Source organism: Streptococcus sp. 2021WUSS126 (assembly GCF_044427255.1).
Taxonomy (GTDB): domain Bacteria; phylum Bacillota; class Bacilli; order Lactobacillales; family Streptococcaceae; genus Streptococcus; species Streptococcus hashimotonensis.
On record NZ_JAOTGI010000031.1, the window covers coordinates 1 to 19,141 of the forward strand.

Genomic DNA, 19,141 nt, shown 5'->3' on the forward strand with positions numbered 1-19,141 from the left:
CGCACCTCACTCTATTATACCACAGTACGAGAAAGTACGCAAGAAATATATACAAAAATTTGACAAAAAAATAGCGCTATATCAACGATTAGAGCACTTTTGTGTCATTCAAACTGTCAAACTCCCGTTTAGTATAAGCACGAAAAAGTCTGGAGATTCTAGGCTTTTTTCTAATAAAAACCGAATTTTTACCCTAAAATTTAATGTTTTTTCAAAAAATAGGTCTGCAGACCGAGGGAATTTATGATATAATAGTCTATAATGTGCTTAATAAAATGTAGCAAAGGAGTGACTACATGATTAAAATTTATACTGTATCTAGTTGTACTTCTTGTAAGAAAGCGAAAAATTGGTTAAATGCTCACCAATTATCTTATAATGAGCATAATCTTGCGAAGGAAGCCATTACTAAGGAAGAAATCCTAAACATCTTAACAAAAACAGAGAATGGTATTGCAAGTATCGTATCGTCAAAAAACCGTTATGCAAAGAGTCTGGACTTTGATATTGAAGAGTTGAGTGTGAATGAGGTTATTGATTTAATTACCTCTAACCCACGTATTTTGAAGAGTCCAATCTTGATTGACGAGAAACGACTTCAAGTGGGCTATAAAGAAGATGATATACGCGCTTTCTTGCCACGTGCAGTGCGCAATGTTGAAAATGCTCAAGCTCGTATGAGAGCAGCTCTATAAGATGTACAAAAGGACTCTTTTGGGGTTCTTTTTGCGCATTTTTTGAGAATAATTAAAATTTGTGATATAATGTAAAAAATAGGGAAAGAAGGTGTAAGTATGGGATTTACCGAAGAAACCGTTCGTTTTCGCCTAGATGATACAGATAAACAAGAAATCAGCAAGACATTGACTAGTGTTTATCGTTCGCTGGAGGAAAAGGGTTATAATCCGATTAACCAAATCATTGGCTATGTATTAAGTGGGGACCCTGCTTATATTCCTCGCTATAATGATGCCCGCAATCAGATTCGTAAGCATGAACGAGATGAAATCATTGAAGAATTGGTGCGCTACTATTTGAAAGGGAATGGGATTGACCTCTAATGAGAATAATGGGATTAGACGTCGGTTCCAAGACAGTTGGTGTAGCCATTTCAGATCCGTTAGGTTTCACGGCCCAAGGGTTGGAAATCATCCCAATCGATGAAGAAAAGGGCGAATTCGGTCTGGAGCGTTTGACCGAACTTGTAGAACAGTACAAGGTTGATAAATTTGTTGTAGGCTTGCCGAAGAATATGAATAATACTAGTGGTCCACGTGTGGAAGCTAGTCAAGCTTACGGTGATTTATTGACTGAGCGTTATAAACTTCCAGTTGATTATCAGGATGAACGTTTAACAACTGTTGCAGCAGAACGGATGCTGATTGAGCAAGCGGATATCAGCCGAGGAAAACGCAAGAAAGTTATTGATAAATTAGCAGCTCAGCTGATTTTACAAAATTATTTAGATAGAACATTTTAAAGGAGATTCTAATGGCACATCATCATGACCATGAACACGACCACAATCACGACGAACGTGAATTGATTACTTTGGTAGACGACCAAGGTAACGAAACACTTTTTGAAATCTTATTGACGATTGACGGTCAAGAAGAGTTTGGTAAGAACTATGTTCTCTTGATTCCTGCAAGTGCAGAAGAAGATGAGAACGGAGAAGTTGAAATCCAAGCCTACTCATACATTGAGAATGAGAATGGCACAGAAGGCGATTTGCAACCTATCCCAGAAGACGCAACAGCAGAGTGGGATATGATTGAAGAAGTCTTTAACAGCTTTATGGAAGAGGAATAAAAAGGTCCAGCGGACCTTTTTATCGTGAGCCTGAAAACAAGAAAGCGAATTAAGGTCCAGTGGACCTTTTTATCATGAGCCTGAAAATCAAAAGGGAGGCCAGATGAAAGATAGTTTTACAGAAAGAAGTAAGAGGCTGAGTGAGGAATTAGAGAGGCATCTACTGGCTGATAAAAATATTTTGGTCATATTAGACATAATGGATAGACTGAATTTATCAGATTGCTGGCTCTGTGCGGGAACTATCCGTAATTTCATTTGGAATCAATACAGTTTTGATGAAGAAACAGATGTCGATCTCGTGTTTTTTGATGAAAATATTTCTTATGAAGAGACAATGGGAATAGAAAGCGATTTATATCAAAATTATCCAGCCTATCGATGGGAATTAAAAAATCAAGTGTATATGCATATCCATAGTCCGAATACTAAACCGTATCAATCATCAAGGGATGCGATTGAAAAATTTCCAGAAAGATGCACAGCGATAGGTATTTGTCGAACAGAAAGAAATAAATTAGAAATATTTGCTCCTTTTGGATTGGATGACATTTATGCCTACCAAGTACGACCAACACCACATTTCTTAGCGGATCCTAATCGTATGGAATTGTATCGACAAAGAATTCTTAAAAAACAGTGGAAAAAGAAATGGCCATCGCTAACAGTAAAAGATACCTAACTCCCACCAAGTAAGTAAGCAAAAAACAGTATTTTTTTATAAACTAAAACAATTAACTAAGGGAGACTATGTTATGGAATTTGAAACGGTTTGTTTGAAGTTTGAAACTTAGGTAGGCTACATTGCTACTTCCAAAGTTAAATTTAGAAACCATATCAAGGCTATAATTCGTAAATAGGAAAGTCAAAAACGTAAATTTGATCGTCTCCTCCATGAAGATATTTATGGTCTGATTCAAACACCGAGCTTGGGTAATGATGAGTTGCTGATGTTAAGGGGGCTCCTGAGAGATTATCGAAAAAATTTAATCAATGACCGATTTGAAAATATGGAAAATTGATAAGCGGATAGAGTTTTGCTGACTGTCAAAAAATAATTCGAGAGTTACAAGGATATTAGAAAAAAATTCGTTGATGGTTAACTCAAATAAAAAAAATAAGTAATGAAGAATCCTGAAATAAAAGTTTTGGGATTTTTTGAATTTTTGAGTAAAAACTCTTGCAATGGCAAGTAGAATCTGGTAGAATGTTCTAGTGCCGTAAAAATTACGGCTGTAGCTTTGATGCAAGAGGTTGCGACACGCTCGGTTGCATTGCCACGCGACTCGTGTTGGTTTTCTTGTGGAGCTAGCCTATTATGTTAAATAGACGAAAAGGAGAAAAAGATGGCAAACAAAAAAATCCGCATCCGCTTGAAAGCGTACGAACACCGTACACTTGATACAGCAGCTGCAAAAATCGTTGAAACTGCAACACGTACAGGTGCTCAAGTAGCAGGTCCAGTTCCACTTCCAACAGAACGTAGCCTCTACACAATCATCCGTGCGACTCACAAGTATAAAGACTCTCGTGAGCAGTTCGAAATGCGTACACACAAACGTTTGATCGACATCATCAACCCAACTCAAAAAACAGTTGACGCTTTGATGAAATTGGATCTTCCAAGTGGTGTAAACGTAGAAATCAAACTTTAATTGATTTTGAGCATAAAAAACGCTCGTTAAAAACTTTTTAACTATAAAATAAGAAAAGGAATATTTTTCTCATGACAAAAGGAATCTTAGGGAAAAAAGTGGGAATGACTCAAATCTTCACTGAATCTGGTGAATTTATCCCTGTTACTGTCATCGAAGCAACTCCAAACGTTGTTCTTCAAGTGAAAACAGTTGAAACTGATGGTTATGCAGCAGTTCAAGTTGGTTTTGATGACAAACGTGAAGTATTGAGCAACAAACCTGCCAAAGGCCATGTAGCTAAAGCTAACACAGCTCCTAAGCGCTTCATTCGTGAATTCAAAAACATTGAAGGCTTGGAAGTTGGACAAGAAATTACAGTTGAAACTTTCGCAGCTGGTGATGTTGTTGATGTAACTGGTACATCTAAAGGTAAAGGTTTCCAAGGTGTTATTAAACGCCATGGTCAATCACGTGGTCCTATGGCTCACGGTTCTCGTTACCACCGTCGTCCAGGTTCTATGGGTCCTGTTGCACCTAACCGTGTATTCAAAGGTAAAAACCTTGCAGGTCGCATGGGCGGCAACCGTGTAACAATTCAAAACCTTGAAGTTGTACAAGTTGTTCCAGAAAAGAACGTTATCCTTATCAAAGGTAACGTACCAGGTGCTAAGAAATCTCTTATCACTATCAAGTCAGCAGTTAAAGCTGGTAAATAATAAGGAAAGGGGAAATCAGTCGAAATGGCAAACGTAACATTATTTGACCAAACTGGTAAACAAGCTGGTGAAGTAGTTCTTAACGATGCGATCTTTGGTATCGAGCCAAACCAAGCAGTTGTATTTGATGTGATCATCAGCCAACGTGCTAGCCTTCGTCAAGGTACTCACGCAGTTAAAAACCGTTCAGCAGTCTCAGGTGGCGGACGCAAACCATGGCGTCAAAAAGGAACTGGACGTGCTCGTCAAGGTTCTATCCGTTCACCACAATGGCGTGGCGGTGGCGTAGTCTTCGGACCAACTCCACGTTCATACGCGTACAAACTTCCACAAAAAGTTCGTCGCTTGGCACTTAAATCTGTTTACTCAGAAAAAGTTGCTGAAAACAAATTTGTAGCTGTTAACTCACTCGAATTCACAGCTCCAAAAACTGCTGAATTTGCAAAAGTACTTGCAGCATTGAGCATTGATTCTAAAGTCCTTGTTATTCTTGAAGAAGGCAACGAATTCGCAGCTCTTTCTGCTCGTAACATCCCAGGAGTTAAAGTTGCAACTGCAACAACTGCAAGCGTACTTGACATCGCAAATGCAGACAAACTTCTTGTAACTCAAGCAGCTATCTCTAAAATTGAGGAGGTTCTTGCATAATGAATTTGTATGATGTTATCAAAAAACCTGTCATCACAGAAAGCTCAATGGGCCAACTCGAAGCAGGCAAGTATGTATTTGAAGTTGACACTCGTGCACACAAACTCTTGATCAAGCAAGCTGTTGAAGCTGCATTCGAGGGTGTTAAAGTTGCAAATGTTAACACAATCAACGTGAAACCTAAAACAAAACGCGTAGGTCGTTATGTAGGTCGCACAAACAAAGTGAAAAAAGCAATCATCACATTGGCTGCTGATTCAAAAGCGATCGAATTGTTCGCTACAGCTGACGCTGAATAATCAAAGGAGGAATTAACGTGGGTATTAAAGTTTATAAACCAACGACAAATGGCCGTCGTAACATGACTTCTTTGGACTTCGCTGAAATCACAACAAGCACTCCAGAAAAAAGCTTGCTTGTTGCTTTGAAGAGCAAAGCTGGTCGTAACAACAACGGTCGCATCACCGTTCGTCACCAAGGTGGCGGTCACAAACGTTTCTACCGTTTGGTAGACTTCAAACGTAACAAAGATGGCGTTGAAGCAATCGTTAAAACTATCGAGTACGATCCAAACCGTTCAGCAAACATCGCTCTTGTACACTACACAGACGGTGTTAAAGCTTACATCATTGCTCCTAAAGGTCTTGAAGTTGGTCAACGCATCGTTTCAGGTCCAGAAGCAGATATCAAAGTTGGTAACGCACTTCCACTTGCAAACATCCCAGTCGGTACTGTTGTTCACAACATCGAGTTGAAACCAGGTCGCGGTGGTGAGTTGGTTCGTGCTGCTGGTGCATCTGCACAGGTTCTTGGTCAAGAAGGTAAATACGTTCTTGTTCGCCTTCAATCAGGTGAAGTTCGTATGATCCTTGGCACTTGCCGTGCTACTGTTGGTACTGTAGGTAACGAACAACATGGCCTTGTTAACCTTGGTAAAGCAGGTCGTAGCCGTTGGAAAGGTATCCGTCCAACAGTTCGCGGTTCTGTAATGAACCCTAACGATCACCCACACGGTGGTGGTGAAGGTAAAGCGCCAGTTGGTCGTAAAGCACCATCTACACCATGGGGTAAACCAGCTCTTGGTTTGAAAACTCGTAACAAGAAAGCTAAATCTGACAAACTTATCGTTCGTCGTCGCAACCAAAAATAATCTATTCTTAGTTGCTTAGCATTCTATATCATCCGCCAACTCGGTAGTCCGCTATTTTGCGGACAAGCCGCTGTGGTACATATTTTAAAGGAGAAAACACTAAAATGGGACGTAGTCTTAAAAAAGGACCTTTCGTCGATGAGCATTTGATGAAAAAAGTTGAAGCTCAAGCAAACGACGAAAAGAAAAAAGTAATTAAAACTTGGTCACGTCGTTCAACGATCTTCCCAAGTTTCATCGGTTATACAATCGCAGTTTACGATGGACGTAAACACGTACCTGTATACATTCAAGAAGACATGGTAGGTCACAAACTTGGTGAATTTGCACCAACTCGTACTTACAAAGGTCATGCTGCTGACGACAAGAAAACTCGTCGTAAATAATTTAGGAGGAAAACACAATGGCAGAAATTACTTCAGCTAAAGCAACTGCTCGCACAGTACGTGTTTCACCTCGTAAATCACGTCTTGTCTTGGATAACATCCGTGGCAAAAGCGTAGCAGACGCAATCGCAATCTTGAAATTCACACCAAACAAAGCTGCAGGCATTATCGAGGGAGTTTTGAACTCAGCAATCGCTAACGCTGAAAACAACTTTGGTTTGGAAAAGGCTAACTTGGTAGTCAGCGAAGCATTCGCAAACGAAGGACCAACGTTGAAACGTTTCCGTCCACGTGCGAAAGGTTCTGCTTCACCAATCAACAAACGCACAGCTCACATCACTGTAGTTGTGGCAGAGAAATAAGGAGGTAAAAACGTGGGTCAAAAAGTACATCCAATTGGTATGCGTGTTGGCATCATCCGTGATTGGGATGCTAAATGGTATGCTGAAAAAGAATACGCGGATTACCTTCATGAAGATCTTGCAATCCGCAACTTTATCAAAAAAGAATTGGCTGATGCGTCAACATCAACAATCGAAATCGAACGTGCTGTAAATAAAGTAATCGTTTCTATCCACACTGCTAAGCCAGGTATGGTTATCGGTAAAGCTGGTAGTAACGTTGATGCACTTCGTGCTCAATTGAACAAATTGACTGGTAAGCAAGTACACATCAACATCATCGAAATCAAACAACCTGATTTGGATGCACACCTTGTTGGTGAGTCAATCGCTCGTCAATTGGAGCAACGTGTGGCATTCCGCCGTGCCCAAAAACAAGCTATCCAACGTGCAATGCGCGCTGGTGCAAAAGGTATCAAAACACAAGTTTCTGGTCGTTTGAACGGTGCTGATATTGCCCGTGCAGAAGGCTACTCAGAAGGAACTGTTCCTCTTCATACACTTCGTGCGGATATCGACTACGCTTGGGAAGAAGCTTTGACAACTTACGGTAAACTTGGTGTTAAAGTATGGATCTACCGTGGTGAAGTTCTTCCAGCTCGTAAAAACACTAAAGGAGGTAAATAACAAATGTTAGTACCTAAACGTGTAAAACACCGTCGTGAATTCCGTGGAAAAATGCGCGGTGAAGCTAAAGGTGGAAAACAAGTAGACTTTGGTCAATACGGTCTTCAAGCAACTACTAGCTCATGGATTACAAACCGCCAAATCGAAGCTGCCCGTATCGCTATGACGCGTTACATGAAACGTGGTGGTAAAGTTTGGATCAAGATCTTCCCACACAAATCATACACTGCTAAAGCTATCGGTGTACGTATGGGTTCTGGTAAAGGTGCTCCTGAAGGTTGGGTAGCTCCAGTTAAACGCGGTAAGGTTATGTTTGAAGTAGCTGGCGTTTCTGAAGAAATCGCTCGCGAAGCATTCCGCCTTGCTGGTCACAAATTGCCAGTTAAAGTTAAATTCGTAAAACGTGAAGCAGAATAAGGAGAAGACATGAAACTTCAAGAAATTAAAGATTTTGTAAAAGAACTTCGTGGCCTTTCTCAAGAAGAACTTGCTAAGAAAGAAAACGAATTGAAGAAAGAACTCTTCGAACTTCGTTTCCAAGCTGCTGCTGGTCAACTTGAGCAAACTGCTCGTTTGAACGAAGTGAAGAAACAAATTGCGCGTATCAAAACTGTGCAATCTGAAACTAAATAATAGATTGGGAAAGGAGAATTTCAATGGAACGCAATAATCGTAAAGTTCTTGTTGGACGCGTAGTATCTGACAAAATGGACAAAACAATCACAGTTGTAGTTGAAACTAAACGTAACCACCCAGTCTATGGTAAACGTATTAACTACTCTAAAAAGTACAAAGCTCATGATGAAAACAATGTTGCTAAAGAAGGCGATATCGTTCGTATCATGGAAACTCGCCCACTTTCAGCTACAAAACGTTTCCGTCTTGTAGAAGTTGTGGAAGAGGCAGTTATCATTTAATCAACCTGAAAGGAGAAAATTGACATGATTCAAACAGAAACTCGTTTGAAAGTTGCTGACAACAGTGGCGCACGTGAAATCTTGACAATCAAAGTTCTTGGTGGTTCAGGACGTAAATTCGCGAACATCGGCGACATCATCGTTGCTTCAGTAAAACAAGCTACTCCTGGTGGTGCGGTTAAAAAAGGTGACGTTGTTAAAGCCGTTATCGTTCGTACTAAGACAGGTGCTCGTCGTGCTGATGGTTCATACATCAAATTCGATGAGAATGCTGCAGTTATCATCCGTGAAGATAAAAACCCTCGCGGAACTCGTATCTTTGGCCCAGTGGCACGCGAATTGCGTGATGGCGGTTTCATGAAAATCGTTTCATTGGCACCAGAAGTACTTTAATCAGATAGTTTTAGGGAATTTGTTACAGACTAGGCAGTTTGTTGTAGATAGTACTTGGGTACATCAAAACAAACTAACGAAGTCTGTGATGGATTTAGTAAACTAGAAAACAAACTAAGTCCCCTGGTTAAATTACTAACCAGGGTGCCCATTAGGGCGTAAGAAATCATAGGAGAAATCAAATGTTTGTAAAAAAAGGCGATAAAGTTCGCGTAATCGCTGGTAAAGACAAAGGCGTTGAAGCAGTTGTCGTAACAGCACTTCCAAAAGTAAACAAAGTTATTGTTGAAGGTGTTAACATCGTTAAGAAACACCAAAAACCAAACAGCGAAAACCCTCAAGGCGCTATCGTTGAAAAAGAAGCTCCAATCCATGTGTCAAACGTTCAAGTTCTTGACAAAAATGGTGTTGCAGGACGCGTTGGTTACAAGTTTGTAGACGGCAAAAAAGTTCGCTACAACAAAAAATCAGGCGAAGTGCTTGATTAATCACGAAGGAAAGGAGAAGTATAATGGCAAATCGTTTAAAAGAAAAATATCTTAATGAAGTAGTTCCTGCTTTGACTGAACAATTTAACTATTCTTCAGTTATGGCTGTGCCAAAAGTTGATAAGATCGTTTTGAACATGGGTGTTGGTGACGCTGTTTCTAACGCTAAAAACCTTGAGAAAGCTGCTCAAGAATTGGCTTTGATCTCAGGTCAAAAACCACTTATCACTAAAGCTAAGAAATCAATCGCCGGCTTCCGTCTTCGTGAGGGTGTTGCGATCGGTGCGAAAGTAACGCTTCGTGGCGAACGTATGTATGAATTCTTGGACAAATTGGTTACAGTTTCACTTCCACGTGTACGTGACTTCCACGGTGTACCAACTAAGTCATTTGACGGACGTGGTAACTACACACTTGGTGTGAAAGAGCAATTGATCTTCCCAGAAATCAACTTCGACGATGTTGATAAAACTCGCGGTATGGATATCGTTATCGTTACAACTGCTAACACTGACGAAGAATCACGTGCATTGCTTACTGGCCTTGGTATGCCGTTTGCAAAATAAGAGGGAGAGAATAAATGGCTAAAAAATCAATGATCGCTAAGAACAAACGCCCAGCTAAGTTCTCTACACAAGCTTACACACGCTGTGAAAAATGTGGACGTCCACACTCAGTTTACCGCAAATTCAAATTGTGCCGTGTATGCTTCCGCGACTTGGCTTACCTTGGACAAATTCCTGGCGTAACAAAAGCTTCTTGGTAAGAATAACTTACTATTCCCTTGCAATTTGTCGTCAGCACTTCTGGCCATACCTCAGTATTGCCTGCGAAGTGCTTCCTAGACTTGCTTAGGACTAGCAACTTATTCTATATATACACTTATCACTTGTCCGTAAGGACATCATTAACTAGCAAGTGATCCAATCAAACTGCTAGTAAGAGGAGAAACAACAAATGGTTATGACTGACCCAATTGCAGATTTTTTGACACGTATTCGTAACGCTAACCAAGCAAAACACGAAGTGCTTGAAGTTCCTGCATCAAACATCAAAAAAGGTATTGCTACAATCCTTAAAAACGAAGGTTTTGTGAAAAACGTTGAATTCATCGAAGATGACAAACAAGGCATCATCCGTGTATTCTTGAAATACGGACCAAACGGTGAAAAAGTTATCACTAACTTGAAACGCGTTTCAAAACCAGGTCTTCGTGTTTACTCAAAACGTGAAGATATTCCAAAAGTTCTTAACGGACTTGGTATCGCAATCATCTCAACATCAGAAGGTCTTTTGACTGACAAACAAGCTCGTCAAAAGAACGTTGGTGGTGAGGTTATCGCATACGTTTGGTAATCTTTTAGCTTCCAATTTCGTCATGTGCCTGTGTTAGAGCGTCTTGGCATACTCGAGTATAGCCTGCGTCGCTCTGCCTTGTCACATTTAGAAATTGAAACCTAAAAGCATGATTGCTTCACAAAAGCTATCATGAGACCTGCTCGTTCGAACACAGGCTGAAGCGTGTGTTTAAATGAGCCCCCGTGAAAACTAGTCGCTAGACGGCTTGATAATTTAACAGGAGAATTAAAAAATATGTCACGTATTGGTAATAAAGTAATTACATTGCCTGCTGGTGTTGAGCTTGCTCAAAACAACGGCGTGGTAACTGTAAAAGGACCTAAAGGGGAATTGACTCGTGAATTCCCAACTGCTATTGAAATCCGTGTGGAAGGTGCAGAAGTAACTCTTCACCGTCCAAACGATTCAAAAGAAATGAAGACTATTCACGGTACTAGCCGTGCTAACCTCAACAACATGGTTGTTGGTGTTTCTGAAGGCTTCAAAAAAGAACTTGAAATGCGTGGTGTCGGTTACCGTGCTCAATTGGCTGGTAACAAATTGACACTTGCTGTTGGTAAATCACATCCAGATGAAGTGGTTGCACCAGAAGGTATTACATTTGAAGTTCCAACACCAACACAAATCGTCGTGTCTGGTATCAACAAAGAAGTTGTTGGTCAAACAGCAGCTTACATCCGTAGCCTTCGCGCTCCTGAGCCATACAAAGGTAAAGGTATCCGCTACGTTGGTGAATTCGTTCGCCGTAAAGAAGGTAAAACAGGTAAATAATAGCTTGCTGAGGTGGCTTAGCCACCTGGCTGACTATTTCTCAAATTGTTTCGTAAGAAACAGAATCATACATTAAGAGGTGAATATTGTGATTTCAAAACCAGATAAAAACAAAATCCGCCAAAAACGCCACCGTCGCGTTCGCGGTAAAATCTCTGGAACTGCTGCTCGCCCACGTTTGAACATTTTCCGTTCTAATACAGGCATCTACGCTCAAGTGATTGATGACGTAGCGGGTGTAACGCTCGCAAGCGCTTCTACTCTTGATAAAGAAGTTTCAAAAGGTACTAAGACAGAACAAGCTGTTGTTGTAGGTAAACTCGTTGCTGAACGCGCGGTAGCTAAAGGTATTTCTGAAGTGGTCTTTGACCGCGGTGGATATCTCTATCACGGACGTGTGAAAGCTTTGGCTGAATCAGCTCGTGAAAACGGATTGAAATTCTAATAGGGAGGACACTAAGAAATGGCATTCAAAGATAACGCAGTTGAAATTGAAGAACGCGTAGTAGCCATCAACCGTGTTACAAAAGTTGTTAAAGGTGGACGTCGTCTTCGTTTTGCAGCTCTTGTGGTTGTTGGTGACCGTAACGGTCGCGTAGGTTTCGGTACTGGTAAAGCTCAAGAAGTACCAGAAGCTATCCGTAAAGCAGTTGAATCTGCTAAGAAAAACATGATTGAAGTACCAATGGTTGGTACAACAATCCCTCACGAAGTTCGCTCAGAATTTGGCGGCGCTCGTGTATTGTTGAAACCTGCTTCAGAAGGTTCTGGGGTTGCTGCCGGTGGTGCAACTCGTGCCGTAATCGAATTGGCAGGTATCGCAGATGTGACTTCTAAGTCACTTGGTTCAAACACACCAATCAACATCGTTCGCGCAACAGTTGAAGGTTTGAAACAATTGAAACGTGCTGAAGAAGTGGCTGCACTTCGTGGCATCTCAGTTTCTGATTTAGCATAAGAAAGGAGATACTCATGGCTCAAATTAAAATCACTTTGACTAAGTCTCCAATCGGTCGCAAACCAGAACAACGTAAAACAGTTGTTGCACTTGGACTTGGTAAATTGAACTCTTCAGTTGTTAAAGAAGATAACCCAGCTATTCTAGGAATGGTGAACGCTATCTCTCACTTGGTAACTGTAGAAGAAGTTAAATAATCTAACAAATAGACTAAGTCGCATAGAGAAATCTTTGCGACTTCTAGTCCATTTTACATATTTACATACAGCGAGTTTGTGGAGGAAGACTCTTGTACTTCACAGGCGCTAGCATATAAAAGAGGAGAAATAATAATGAAACTTCATGAATTACAACCTGCTACAGGTTCTCGTAAAGTCCGCAACCGTGTAGGTCGTGGTACATCATCAGGTAACGGTAAAACATCTGGCCGTGGTCAAAAAGGTCAAAAAGCTCGTAGCGGTGGCGGTGTTCGCCCAGGTTTTGAAGGTGGACAAACTCCATTGTTCCGTCGTCTTCCAAAACGTGGATTTACAAATATCAACGCTAAAGAGTACGCAATCGTTAACCTTGATCAATTGAACGCTTTTGAAGATGGTGCAGAAGTAACACCAGTTGTGCTTATCGAAGCTGGAATCGTTAAAGCTGAAAAATCAGGAATTAAAATTCTTGGCAACGGTGAATTGACGAAGAAATTGACAGTTAAAGCTGCTAAATTCTCTAAATCAGCTGAAGAAGCAATCACTTCTAAAGGTGGCTCAGTAGAAGTCATCTAAGAGGTGGCAGCCTATGTTTTTTAAACTTTTAAAAGATGCCTTAAAGGTAAAATTGGTACGTAGTAAAATTCTATTTACTATCTTTATCCTTTTTGTCTTCCGCGTAGGAACCCACATTACAGTACCAGGAGTAAACGCAAAGAGTCTTGAGGCCTTGTCAAACCTTCCGTTCTTGAACATGTTGAGCTTGGTTTCAGGAAATGCTATGCGTAATTTCTCAGTTTTCGCACTAGGGGTTAGTCCTTATATTACAGCTTCCATCATTGTTCAACTTTTGCAAATGGATATTTTACCTAAATTTGTTGAATGGGGTAAGCAAGGTGAAGTTGGTCGTCGTAAACTAAATCAAGCAACACGCTACATTTCTTTGGTACTGGCATTTGTTCAATCGATTGGTATTACAGCAGGCTTTAATGCTTTGTCCGGCGCAAAATTGACCAATATGCCATTAAATTGGCAAACATATTTGTTGATTGGATCAATTTTGACAACAGGTTCGATTATTGTAACCTGGCTGGGGGAACAAATTTCTGAAAAGGGCTATGGTAATGGTACATCAATGATTATCTTCGCGGGTATCATTTCATCACTACCAGGGACTTTTCACGAGATTTACATTGATCGCTTTGTTAATATTGAATCAAGTCGTTTGGGGGAGTCAGCAATCTTTGTTGCTGCACTCGTCGTATTAATATTCTTTGTTGTGTATTTTACAACTTTTGTACAACAAGCAGAATATAAATTACCAATTCAATATACAAAACGTGCACAAGGAGCACCTTCTAGCTCATATTTACCGCTGAAATTGAATCCAGCAGGAGTTATTCCCGTAATCTTTGCAGGCTCAATCACTGCAGTTCCAACTTCTTTGATTCAATATTTCGCAAGTCAAAATAAGAGTGCCGGGTGGTTATTGACGGTTCAGGAATACTTTGATTATTCAACTGCTAAAGGTATGATTGTATATGCAGGTTTAATTATTGCCTTTACATTCTTCTACACCTTTGTTCAAGTAAATCCTGAGAAGACTGCAGAAAGCCTTCAGAAAAGTGCAGCCTATATCCATGGAGTTCGTCCTGGTAATGGCACTGAACAGTTTTTGTCAAAATTATTGACAAGATTGGCAGTAATCGGAGCACTCTTCTTGAGTTTTGTAGCTTTGTTGCCCATCCTTGCGCAAAATCTCTTAGGGCTTTCTTCAAGCATTGCGTTCCTTGGTACAAGTTTGATTATCGTAATCTCTACAAGTATCGAAGGCATCAAGCAATTAGAAGGCTACCTTCTTAAGAGAAAATATGTAGGTTTCTTAGAAATTACAGAATAGAATATAGGTTGACCTAGTCAACCTTCTATTTTGTTTTTAGATAAGTTTGTCAATAATGGCAAATTTATGTGAAAACAAAATAAGGAGTTTGTCATGAATCTTTTAATTATGGGTTTACCAGGTGCTGGTAAAGGGACACAAGCGGCCAAGATTGTTGAGAAATTCAATGTTGCTCATATTTCAACAGGAGATATGTTCCGTGCAGCAATGGCCAATCAGACTGAAATGGGTATTCTTGCCAAGTCGTACATTGATAAGGGGGACCTCGTTCCCGATGAAGTTACTAATGGCATTGTCAAAGAACGTTTGGTTCAGGATGACATCAAGGAAAAAGGCTTTTTGCTAGATGGCTATCCTCGTACGATTGAACAAGCCCATGCCTTGGATGAAAATTTGGCTGACTTAGGAATTGAGTTGCAAGGTGTTATCAATATTGAGATTGATCCTTCAAAATTGGTAGAGCGTCTCAGCGGTCGTATTATTCATAAAGAAACCGGAGAGACTTTCCACAAAGTATTCAATCCACCTGTTGGAGACTACAAAGAGGAAGACTTCTACCAACGTGAAGATGACAAGCCAGAATCTGTCAAACGTCGTTTAGAGGTCAATATCGCACAAGGACAGCCAATCATTGATCATTATCGTGCAAAAGGGCTGGTCCATGATATTGAAGGTGACCAAGACATTGACCTTGTTTTCCAAGCAATTGATACAGTACTATCAAAATTGCAATAAACTAATAGATTTGGCTTGCATTTTTTATACAAAGATGATAAAATAGCCTAGTCTGACTTATAATTGTTACCTCTGTGTTCAGAGGACATCAAATCGATATTTAGAGAGGGGTTACTTTTGCATGGCAAAAGAAGATGTGATTGAAATTGAGGGCAAAGTAGTCGATACAATGCCAAATGCTATGTTTACTGTTGAGTTGGAGAACGGACACCAAGTCCTTGCAACTGTTTCAGGTAAAATCCGTAAAAACTACATTCGTATTTTGGTCGGTGACCGCGTAACTGTTGAGCTTAGTCCATACGACTTGACACGTGGACGTATCACATACCGCTTTAAATAGTCGAAATACTTGGAGGGATTAAACATGAAAGTAAGACCATCGGTCAAACCAATTTGCGAATACTGCAAAGTTATTCGTCGTAATGGTCGTGTTATGGTGATTTGCCCAGCAAACCCTAAACACAAGCAACGTCAAGGTTAAGAAATAGAAAGGAGAAAACATGGCTCGTATTGCTGGAGTTGACATTCCAAATGACAAACGTGTAGTTATTTCATTGACTTATGTTTATGGTATCGGTCTTGCAACATCTAAAAAAATTCTTGCAGCTGCAGGTATTTCAGAAGATGTACGCGTGAAAGATTTGACATCAGATCAAGAAGATGCTATTCGTCGTGAAGTTGATGCAATCAAAGTTGAAGGTGACCTCCGTCGTGAAGTTAACTTGAACATCAAACGTTTGATGGAAATCGGTTCATACCGTGGTATCCGTCACCGTCGTGGACTTCCTGTCCGTGGACAAAACACTAAAAACAATGCCCGCACTCGTAAAGGTAAAGCTGTTGCGATTGCAGGTAAGAAAAAATAATATAGGAGGTAGAAAAATTGGCTAAACCAACACGTAAACGTCGTGTGAAAAAGAATATCGAATCTGGTATTGCTCATATTCACGCTACATTTAATAACACTATTGTTATGATTACTGATGTGCATGGTAACGCTATTGCTTGGTCATCAGCTGGTGCTCTTGGTTTCAAAGGTTCTCGTAAATCTACACCATTCGCAGCCCAAATGGCTTCAGAAGCAGCTGCTAAATCTGCACAAGAACACGGTCTTAAAACAGTTGAAGTTACCGTTAAAGGCCCAGGTTCAGGTCGTGAGTCTGCTATCCGCGCTCTTGCTGCCGCTGGTCTTGAAGTAACAGCAATTCGTGATGTGACTCCTGTACCACACAATGGTGCCCGTCCTCCAAAACGTCGCCGTGTATAATCATACATTCCATACACAGCTTTTCGTTTAAGAGGGAGTAAGAAATGATTGAGTTTGAAAAACCAACAATAACAAAAATTGATGAAAATAAAGATTACGGCAGATTTGTGATCGAACCATTAGAACGTGGTTACGGTACAACTCTTGGTAACTCTCTTCGTCGTGTACTTCTTGCCTCACTTCCAGGTGCTGCAGTAACATCAATTAAAATTGATGGTGTACTCCACGAATTCGACACAGTTCCAGGTGTTCGTGAAGATGTTATGCAAATTATTCTTAACATCAAAGGCATTGCTGTAAAATCTTATGTCGAAGACGAAAAGAAAATTGAACTTGATGTAGTAGGTCCAGCTGAAGTAACAGCAGGAGACATTCTTACAGATAGTGACATTGAAATTGTAAACCCTGACCATTATCTCTTTACCATTGCTGATGGTGCCACTTTTAAAGCTGTTTTGACTGTCAATTCAGGTCGTGGTTATGTACCAGCTGAGGGTAATAAGAAAGATGATGCACCAGTGGGAACACTTGCTGTAGATTCTATCTATACGCCAGTGAAGAAAGTCAATTATCAAGTTGAACCAGCTCGTGTTGGTAGCAACGATGGTTTTGACAAATTAACACTTGAAATCAATACAAATGGCACCATTATTCCAGAAGATGCTTTAGGTCTTTCTGCACGCATTTTGATGGAGCACTTAGGTCTCTTCACTGACTTGACTGAAGTTGCAAAATCTGCAGAAGTGATGAAAGAAGCTGAAGTGGCTTCAGATGATCGTATGCTTGATCGTACGATTGAAGAATTGGATTTATCTGTTCGCTCATATAACTGTCTGAAACGTGCAGGCATTAACACTGTATTTGACTTGACAGAGAAAACTGAGCCAGAAATGATGAAAGTGCGCAATCTTGGTCGCAAGAGTCTTGAAGAAGTTAAAGTTAAATTGGCTGATCTTGGTCTAGGATTGAAAAAAGATAAATAATATAGGAGGAAATCATGGCATACCGTAAACTAGGACGCACTAGCTCACAACGTAAAGCAATGTTGCGCGATTTGACAACTGACCTTTTGATCAACGAATCAATCGTTACAACTGAAGCTCGTGCTAAAGAAATCCGTAAAACAGTTGAAAAAATGATCACACTTGGTAAACGTGGTGATTTGCACGCACGTCGTCAAGCAGCAGCATTTGTTCGTAACGAAATTGCATCTGAAAACTATGATGAAGCAACTGATAAGTACACTTCTACTACAGCACTTCAAAAATTGTTCTCTGAAATTGCACCTCGTTATGCAGAACGTAATGGTGGATATACTCGTATCCTCAAAACTGAACCACGTCGTGGTGATGCTGCACCAATGGCAATTATCGAACTTGTATAAGATCATCAATTTTGTTGAGTGTTATGATGATGGAATCCTATTCTGATTCTTAGTCTAGCTCTGGTCTACCGCTGAGCTTGTCTCAGCGGTAACACTCATCATGTTGATTGGACGCTTGTTTACGAAATTACTCTAAGATAGAATAATTTCGTAAGCAGGCGTTTTTATTAGATGATACATATCAGAAACAGAGCATTTACAAGAAGAACGAATCAATAGTTATTTATCACAATCTTAGAAATATACAAATATAGTTTTAAACAGCTAGACCTTTAGACATAGCTATGGTTCTTTCAAGCCATACTGGTAGTGGAACTAAGAAATGAGGAACCAAAAACCAATATAATAACTCCCTTCTGGAGCAGAATGCAATGTTTGCCATAGAGTATCAATAGCAAACGTACTTTAAAAAAAGAAAAATCAAATAAAGTATGAAGCTAGACAAAAATGTCCTGTAGAAAGGCAGCACTTTTCGATAAACTTAAACCATCAACAAAAGGAGATTAAGTAATGGACTTCGAAAAAGTGTATGCAAGCGTCAAAGGTATTGTAAACAAGGCTCGAAAAGAGTTTTACATTAAACTATGGGATCGAGATGATTGGGAACAAGAAGGAATGATGACCTTGTTTGAATTGTTGGAAGATCAACCGTGGCTAGTTGATGAACAAGTTCAATTATATTGTTATTTCAAAGTCAAGTTCAGAAATCGAATCAAGGATCGTATCCGCAAACAGGAAAGTCAAAAACGCAAGTTTGACCGTATGCCACATGAAGATATTCACGAATTATCTCACGCAATACAATCACCGGGATTGATAAACGATGAACTATTAATGTTGAGAGGTGCCTTGAGAGATTATCGAAAAAATCTGAGCAATGATCAACTTGATAAATACGAAAAATTAATTAGCGGACAATGTTTTAATGGTCGTCGTGAAATGATACGTGATTTACAAATTCATTTGAAAGACTTTCGCTAAAGCTAGTCACTAACATTATGTTAATCAAATTAAGAAATTGGGCAGAAGTATCATAAAAAGTTCCGTTCAGTTTCTTTTTATATAGGTTATAGCAAAGAGAAGAAGGAATGGGAGAAAAAACAAATTTCAAGTTGAAATTAGCCAATAGTAACCTAAGTGCCTGATTGACTGATTCAGCGATATTATTATGCTTTAGTATCTACATAGAACTTTCAGGTAAATTCTCAAAGTAAGTTCTAGTTCCCGTCCTTCCAGAAGTTACTTTGAGAAAACTGCATAACACCAATAGAATTTAGTCTCAGACTAAGTTCTGTTTTTGCCTAAAGCTGCAGATTCAAGGAATTTTTAGGGTTGAAAATGTTGAGAAAAAGAGTACACTAAAGTTACTGGCTCTGAGACGTCTCAAAGTAAGTT

The 19,141-nt window shown here is 39.9% G+C and carries 35 protein-coding genes; all 35 read left to right on the forward strand.

Going from position 1 to position 19,141, the window contains the following annotated elements:
* Positions 1-296 precede the first annotated feature (296 nt).
* Entirely contained in the window at positions 297-695 is a 399-nt protein-coding gene (gene spx, locus ODU39_RS09610) for a transcriptional regulator Spx (RefSeq protein ID WP_002939362.1), read from the forward strand.
* A 99-nt stretch (positions 696-794) separates the two neighbouring features.
* On the forward strand, positions 795-1,061 hold the full coding sequence (locus tag ODU39_RS09615; RefSeq protein WP_002939360.1) for an IreB family regulatory phosphoprotein: 267 nt from the start codon (positions 795-797) through the stop codon (positions 1,059-1,061).
* Positions 1,061-1,480, forward strand: coding sequence for a Holliday junction resolvase RuvX (gene ruvX / locus ODU39_RS09620; RefSeq protein ID WP_002939356.1), 420 nt, complete (start codon positions 1,061-1,063; stop codon positions 1,478-1,480). The genes ODU39_RS09615 and ruvX overlap by 1 nt, the downstream gene beginning before the upstream one ends.
* A gap of 11 nt (positions 1,481-1,491) precedes the next feature.
* The gene (locus ODU39_RS09625; RefSeq protein ID WP_002939343.1) at positions 1,492-1,812 is read left to right on the forward strand and encodes a DUF1292 domain-containing protein; all 321 of its coding nucleotides are present in this window, start codon (positions 1,492-1,494) and stop codon (positions 1,810-1,812) included.
* A gap of 103 nt (positions 1,813-1,915) precedes the next feature.
* The gene (locus tag ODU39_RS09630; RefSeq protein ID WP_044668626.1) at positions 1,916-2,494 is read left to right on the forward strand and encodes a nucleotidyltransferase family protein; all 579 of its coding nucleotides are present in this window, start codon (positions 1,916-1,918) and stop codon (positions 2,492-2,494) included.
* Positions 2,495-3,158: 664 nt separating this feature from the next.
* Positions 3,159-3,467 (forward strand): 30S ribosomal protein S10, encoded by a 309-nt coding sequence (rpsJ, locus tag ODU39_RS09635; protein ID WP_002939332.1) that lies wholly within the window; start codon positions 3,159-3,161, stop codon positions 3,465-3,467.
* 71 nt (positions 3,468-3,538) lie between these two features.
* Positions 3,539-4,165, forward strand: coding sequence for a 50S ribosomal protein L3 (rplC, locus tag ODU39_RS09640; RefSeq protein WP_011921686.1), 627 nt, complete (start codon positions 3,539-3,541; stop codon positions 4,163-4,165).
* A gap of 24 nt (positions 4,166-4,189) precedes the next feature.
* On the forward strand, positions 4,190-4,813 hold the full coding sequence (gene rplD, locus ODU39_RS09645) for a 50S ribosomal protein L4 (protein ID WP_004195490.1): 624 nt from the start codon (positions 4,190-4,192) through the stop codon (positions 4,811-4,813).
* Positions 4,813-5,112, forward strand: coding sequence for a 50S ribosomal protein L23 (locus ODU39_RS09650; protein ID WP_004195491.1), 300 nt, complete (start codon positions 4,813-4,815; stop codon positions 5,110-5,112). The genes rplD and ODU39_RS09650 overlap by 1 nt, the downstream gene beginning before the upstream one ends.
* Positions 5,113-5,129: 17 nt before the next feature.
* The gene (rplB, locus tag ODU39_RS09655; RefSeq protein WP_002936663.1) at positions 5,130-5,963 is read left to right on the forward strand and encodes a 50S ribosomal protein L2; all 834 of its coding nucleotides are present in this window, start codon (positions 5,130-5,132) and stop codon (positions 5,961-5,963) included.
* A 104-nt stretch (positions 5,964-6,067) separates the two neighbouring features.
* Entirely contained in the window at positions 6,068-6,349 is a 282-nt protein-coding gene (rpsS, locus tag ODU39_RS09660; RefSeq protein ID WP_000533766.1) for a 30S ribosomal protein S19, read from the forward strand.
* A 17-nt stretch (positions 6,350-6,366) separates the two neighbouring features.
* Complete coding sequence (gene rplV, locus ODU39_RS09665; RefSeq protein WP_002936662.1) at positions 6,367-6,711, forward strand: 50S ribosomal protein L22; 345 nt, start codon at positions 6,367-6,369, stop codon at positions 6,709-6,711.
* Between the two features lie 12 nt (positions 6,712-6,723).
* Positions 6,724-7,377 carry a 30S ribosomal protein S3 gene (gene rpsC / locus ODU39_RS09670; protein WP_002936661.1) on the forward strand — a complete coding sequence of 218 codons (654 nt, stop codon included), beginning with the start codon at positions 6,724-6,726 and terminating at the stop codon, positions 7,375-7,377.
* A 3-nt stretch (positions 7,378-7,380) separates the two neighbouring features.
* Positions 7,381-7,794, forward strand: coding sequence for a 50S ribosomal protein L16 (rplP, locus tag ODU39_RS09675; protein WP_002936660.1), 414 nt, complete (start codon positions 7,381-7,383; stop codon positions 7,792-7,794).
* A gap of 9 nt (positions 7,795-7,803) precedes the next feature.
* The gene (rpmC, locus tag ODU39_RS09680) at positions 7,804-8,010 is read left to right on the forward strand and encodes a 50S ribosomal protein L29 (protein WP_002936659.1); all 207 of its coding nucleotides are present in this window, start codon (positions 7,804-7,806) and stop codon (positions 8,008-8,010) included.
* A 23-nt stretch (positions 8,011-8,033) separates the two neighbouring features.
* Positions 8,034-8,294 carry a 30S ribosomal protein S17 gene (rpsQ, locus tag ODU39_RS09685; protein ID WP_000440801.1) on the forward strand — a complete coding sequence of 87 codons (261 nt, stop codon included), beginning with the start codon at positions 8,034-8,036 and terminating at the stop codon, positions 8,292-8,294.
* A 24-nt stretch (positions 8,295-8,318) separates the two neighbouring features.
* A complete protein-coding gene (gene rplN / locus ODU39_RS09690) occupies positions 8,319-8,687 on the forward strand; it encodes a 50S ribosomal protein L14 (protein WP_002936658.1) in 369 nt (122 codons plus the stop codon).
* Positions 8,688-8,869: 182 nt separating this feature from the next.
* Entirely contained in the window at positions 8,870-9,175 is a 306-nt protein-coding gene (gene rplX, locus ODU39_RS09695) for a 50S ribosomal protein L24 (RefSeq protein WP_002936656.1), read from the forward strand.
* Between the two features lie 23 nt (positions 9,176-9,198).
* Positions 9,199-9,741, forward strand: a complete 543-nt coding sequence (gene rplE / locus ODU39_RS09700) for a 50S ribosomal protein L5 (protein WP_002936653.1) — start codon at positions 9,199-9,201, stop codon at positions 9,739-9,741.
* Between the two features lie 14 nt (positions 9,742-9,755).
* Complete coding sequence (locus tag ODU39_RS09705; RefSeq protein ID WP_002936651.1) at positions 9,756-9,941, forward strand: type Z 30S ribosomal protein S14; 186 nt, start codon at positions 9,756-9,758, stop codon at positions 9,939-9,941.
* A gap of 191 nt (positions 9,942-10,132) precedes the next feature.
* Positions 10,133-10,531 carry a 30S ribosomal protein S8 gene (gene rpsH, locus ODU39_RS09710; RefSeq protein ID WP_002936647.1) on the forward strand — a complete coding sequence of 133 codons (399 nt, stop codon included), beginning with the start codon at positions 10,133-10,135 and terminating at the stop codon, positions 10,529-10,531.
* A gap of 237 nt (positions 10,532-10,768) precedes the next feature.
* Positions 10,769-11,305, forward strand: a complete 537-nt coding sequence (rplF, locus tag ODU39_RS09715; RefSeq protein WP_004195502.1) for a 50S ribosomal protein L6 — start codon at positions 10,769-10,771, stop codon at positions 11,303-11,305.
* 88 nt (positions 11,306-11,393) lie between these two features.
* Positions 11,394-11,750, forward strand: a complete 357-nt coding sequence (gene rplR, locus ODU39_RS09720; protein WP_002936641.1) for a 50S ribosomal protein L18 — start codon at positions 11,394-11,396, stop codon at positions 11,748-11,750.
* An 18-nt stretch (positions 11,751-11,768) separates the two neighbouring features.
* A complete protein-coding gene (gene rpsE / locus ODU39_RS09725) occupies positions 11,769-12,263 on the forward strand; it encodes a 30S ribosomal protein S5 (protein ID WP_002936639.1) in 495 nt (164 codons plus the stop codon).
* A gap of 14 nt (positions 12,264-12,277) precedes the next feature.
* Positions 12,278-12,460: a 50S ribosomal protein L30 gene (gene rpmD / locus ODU39_RS09730; protein ID WP_002936638.1), complete on the forward strand. Its 183-nt coding sequence runs from the start codon at positions 12,278-12,280 to the stop codon at positions 12,458-12,460.
* A gap of 135 nt (positions 12,461-12,595) precedes the next feature.
* Positions 12,596-13,036 (forward strand): 50S ribosomal protein L15, encoded by a 441-nt coding sequence (gene rplO / locus ODU39_RS09735; protein WP_002936637.1) that lies wholly within the window; start codon positions 12,596-12,598, stop codon positions 13,034-13,036.
* 13 nt (positions 13,037-13,049) lie between these two features.
* Complete coding sequence (gene secY, locus ODU39_RS09740; protein WP_105147731.1) at positions 13,050-14,360, forward strand: preprotein translocase subunit SecY; 1,311 nt, start codon at positions 13,050-13,052, stop codon at positions 14,358-14,360.
* A 93-nt stretch (positions 14,361-14,453) separates the two neighbouring features.
* On the forward strand, positions 14,454-15,095 hold the full coding sequence (locus tag ODU39_RS09745) for an adenylate kinase (RefSeq protein ID WP_002936630.1): 642 nt from the start codon (positions 14,454-14,456) through the stop codon (positions 15,093-15,095).
* A 121-nt stretch (positions 15,096-15,216) separates the two neighbouring features.
* Positions 15,217-15,435, forward strand: coding sequence for a translation initiation factor IF-1 (infA, locus tag ODU39_RS09750; protein WP_002936627.1), 219 nt, complete (start codon positions 15,217-15,219; stop codon positions 15,433-15,435).
* 24 nt (positions 15,436-15,459) lie between these two features.
* The gene (rpmJ, locus tag ODU39_RS09755) at positions 15,460-15,576 is read left to right on the forward strand and encodes a 50S ribosomal protein L36 (RefSeq protein ID WP_001808836.1); all 117 of its coding nucleotides are present in this window, start codon (positions 15,460-15,462) and stop codon (positions 15,574-15,576) included.
* Between the two features lie 19 nt (positions 15,577-15,595).
* The gene (gene rpsM, locus ODU39_RS09760; RefSeq protein WP_002936622.1) at positions 15,596-15,961 is read left to right on the forward strand and encodes a 30S ribosomal protein S13; all 366 of its coding nucleotides are present in this window, start codon (positions 15,596-15,598) and stop codon (positions 15,959-15,961) included.
* A gap of 17 nt (positions 15,962-15,978) precedes the next feature.
* The gene (rpsK, locus tag ODU39_RS09765; protein ID WP_004195509.1) at positions 15,979-16,362 is read left to right on the forward strand and encodes a 30S ribosomal protein S11; all 384 of its coding nucleotides are present in this window, start codon (positions 15,979-15,981) and stop codon (positions 16,360-16,362) included.
* Positions 16,363-16,406: 44 nt separating this feature from the next.
* Positions 16,407-17,345 (forward strand): DNA-directed RNA polymerase subunit alpha, encoded by a 939-nt coding sequence (locus ODU39_RS09770; RefSeq protein ID WP_004195512.1) that lies wholly within the window; start codon positions 16,407-16,409, stop codon positions 17,343-17,345.
* A gap of 14 nt (positions 17,346-17,359) precedes the next feature.
* Positions 17,360-17,746: a 50S ribosomal protein L17 gene (rplQ, locus tag ODU39_RS09775; RefSeq protein WP_000331493.1), complete on the forward strand. Its 387-nt coding sequence runs from the start codon at positions 17,360-17,362 to the stop codon at positions 17,744-17,746.
* Positions 17,747-18,256: 510 nt separating this feature from the next.
* Entirely contained in the window at positions 18,257-18,727 is a 471-nt protein-coding gene (locus ODU39_RS09780) for a sigma-70 family RNA polymerase sigma factor (protein ID WP_053867433.1), read from the forward strand.
* The last annotated feature ends 414 nt before the right edge of the window (positions 18,728-19,141 follow it).

Coding starts and splice junctions, on each gene's coding strand:
- spx (WP_002939362.1), top strand. CDS start 297: ATGATTAAAATTTATACTGTATCTAGTTGTACTTCTTGTAAGAAAGCG.
- ODU39_RS09615 (WP_002939360.1), top strand. CDS start 795: ATGGGATTTACCGAAGAAACCGTTCGTTTTCGCCTAGATGATACAGAT.
- ruvX (WP_002939356.1), top strand. CDS start 1,061: ATGAGAATAATGGGATTAGACGTCGGTTCCAAGACAGTTGGTGTAGCC.
- ODU39_RS09625 (WP_002939343.1), top strand. CDS start 1,492: ATGGCACATCATCATGACCATGAACACGACCACAATCACGACGAACGT.
- ODU39_RS09630 (WP_044668626.1), top strand. CDS start 1,916: ATGAAAGATAGTTTTACAGAAAGAAGTAAGAGGCTGAGTGAGGAATTA.
- rpsJ (WP_002939332.1), top strand. CDS start 3,159: ATGGCAAACAAAAAAATCCGCATCCGCTTGAAAGCGTACGAACACCGT.
- rplC (WP_011921686.1), top strand. CDS start 3,539: ATGACAAAAGGAATCTTAGGGAAAAAAGTGGGAATGACTCAAATCTTC.
- rplD (WP_004195490.1), top strand. CDS start 4,190: ATGGCAAACGTAACATTATTTGACCAAACTGGTAAACAAGCTGGTGAA.
- ODU39_RS09650 (WP_004195491.1), top strand. CDS start 4,813: ATGAATTTGTATGATGTTATCAAAAAACCTGTCATCACAGAAAGCTCA.
- rpsS (WP_000533766.1), top strand. CDS start 6,068: ATGGGACGTAGTCTTAAAAAAGGACCTTTCGTCGATGAGCATTTGATG.
- rplV (WP_002936662.1), top strand. CDS start 6,367: ATGGCAGAAATTACTTCAGCTAAAGCAACTGCTCGCACAGTACGTGTT.
- rplP (WP_002936660.1), top strand. CDS start 7,381: ATGTTAGTACCTAAACGTGTAAAACACCGTCGTGAATTCCGTGGAAAA.
- rpmC (WP_002936659.1), top strand. CDS start 7,804: ATGAAACTTCAAGAAATTAAAGATTTTGTAAAAGAACTTCGTGGCCTT.
- rpsQ (WP_000440801.1), top strand. CDS start 8,034: ATGGAACGCAATAATCGTAAAGTTCTTGTTGGACGCGTAGTATCTGAC.
- rplN (WP_002936658.1), top strand. CDS start 8,319: ATGATTCAAACAGAAACTCGTTTGAAAGTTGCTGACAACAGTGGCGCA.
- rplX (WP_002936656.1), top strand. CDS start 8,870: ATGTTTGTAAAAAAAGGCGATAAAGTTCGCGTAATCGCTGGTAAAGAC.
- rplE (WP_002936653.1), top strand. CDS start 9,199: ATGGCAAATCGTTTAAAAGAAAAATATCTTAATGAAGTAGTTCCTGCT.
- ODU39_RS09705 (WP_002936651.1), top strand. CDS start 9,756: ATGGCTAAAAAATCAATGATCGCTAAGAACAAACGCCCAGCTAAGTTC.
- rpsH (WP_002936647.1), top strand. CDS start 10,133: ATGGTTATGACTGACCCAATTGCAGATTTTTTGACACGTATTCGTAAC.
- rplF (WP_004195502.1), top strand. CDS start 10,769: ATGTCACGTATTGGTAATAAAGTAATTACATTGCCTGCTGGTGTTGAG.
- rpsE (WP_002936639.1), top strand. CDS start 11,769: ATGGCATTCAAAGATAACGCAGTTGAAATTGAAGAACGCGTAGTAGCC.
- rpmD (WP_002936638.1), top strand. CDS start 12,278: ATGGCTCAAATTAAAATCACTTTGACTAAGTCTCCAATCGGTCGCAAA.
- rplO (WP_002936637.1), top strand. CDS start 12,596: ATGAAACTTCATGAATTACAACCTGCTACAGGTTCTCGTAAAGTCCGC.
- secY (WP_105147731.1), top strand. CDS start 13,050: ATGTTTTTTAAACTTTTAAAAGATGCCTTAAAGGTAAAATTGGTACGT.
- ODU39_RS09745 (WP_002936630.1), top strand. CDS start 14,454: ATGAATCTTTTAATTATGGGTTTACCAGGTGCTGGTAAAGGGACACAA.
- infA (WP_002936627.1), top strand. CDS start 15,217: ATGGCAAAAGAAGATGTGATTGAAATTGAGGGCAAAGTAGTCGATACA.
- rpmJ (WP_001808836.1), top strand. CDS start 15,460: ATGAAAGTAAGACCATCGGTCAAACCAATTTGCGAATACTGCAAAGTT.
- rpsM (WP_002936622.1), top strand. CDS start 15,596: ATGGCTCGTATTGCTGGAGTTGACATTCCAAATGACAAACGTGTAGTT.
- ODU39_RS09770 (WP_004195512.1), top strand. CDS start 16,407: ATGATTGAGTTTGAAAAACCAACAATAACAAAAATTGATGAAAATAAA.
- rplQ (WP_000331493.1), top strand. CDS start 17,360: ATGGCATACCGTAAACTAGGACGCACTAGCTCACAACGTAAAGCAATG.
- ODU39_RS09780 (WP_053867433.1), top strand. CDS start 18,257: ATGGACTTCGAAAAAGTGTATGCAAGCGTCAAAGGTATTGTAAACAAG.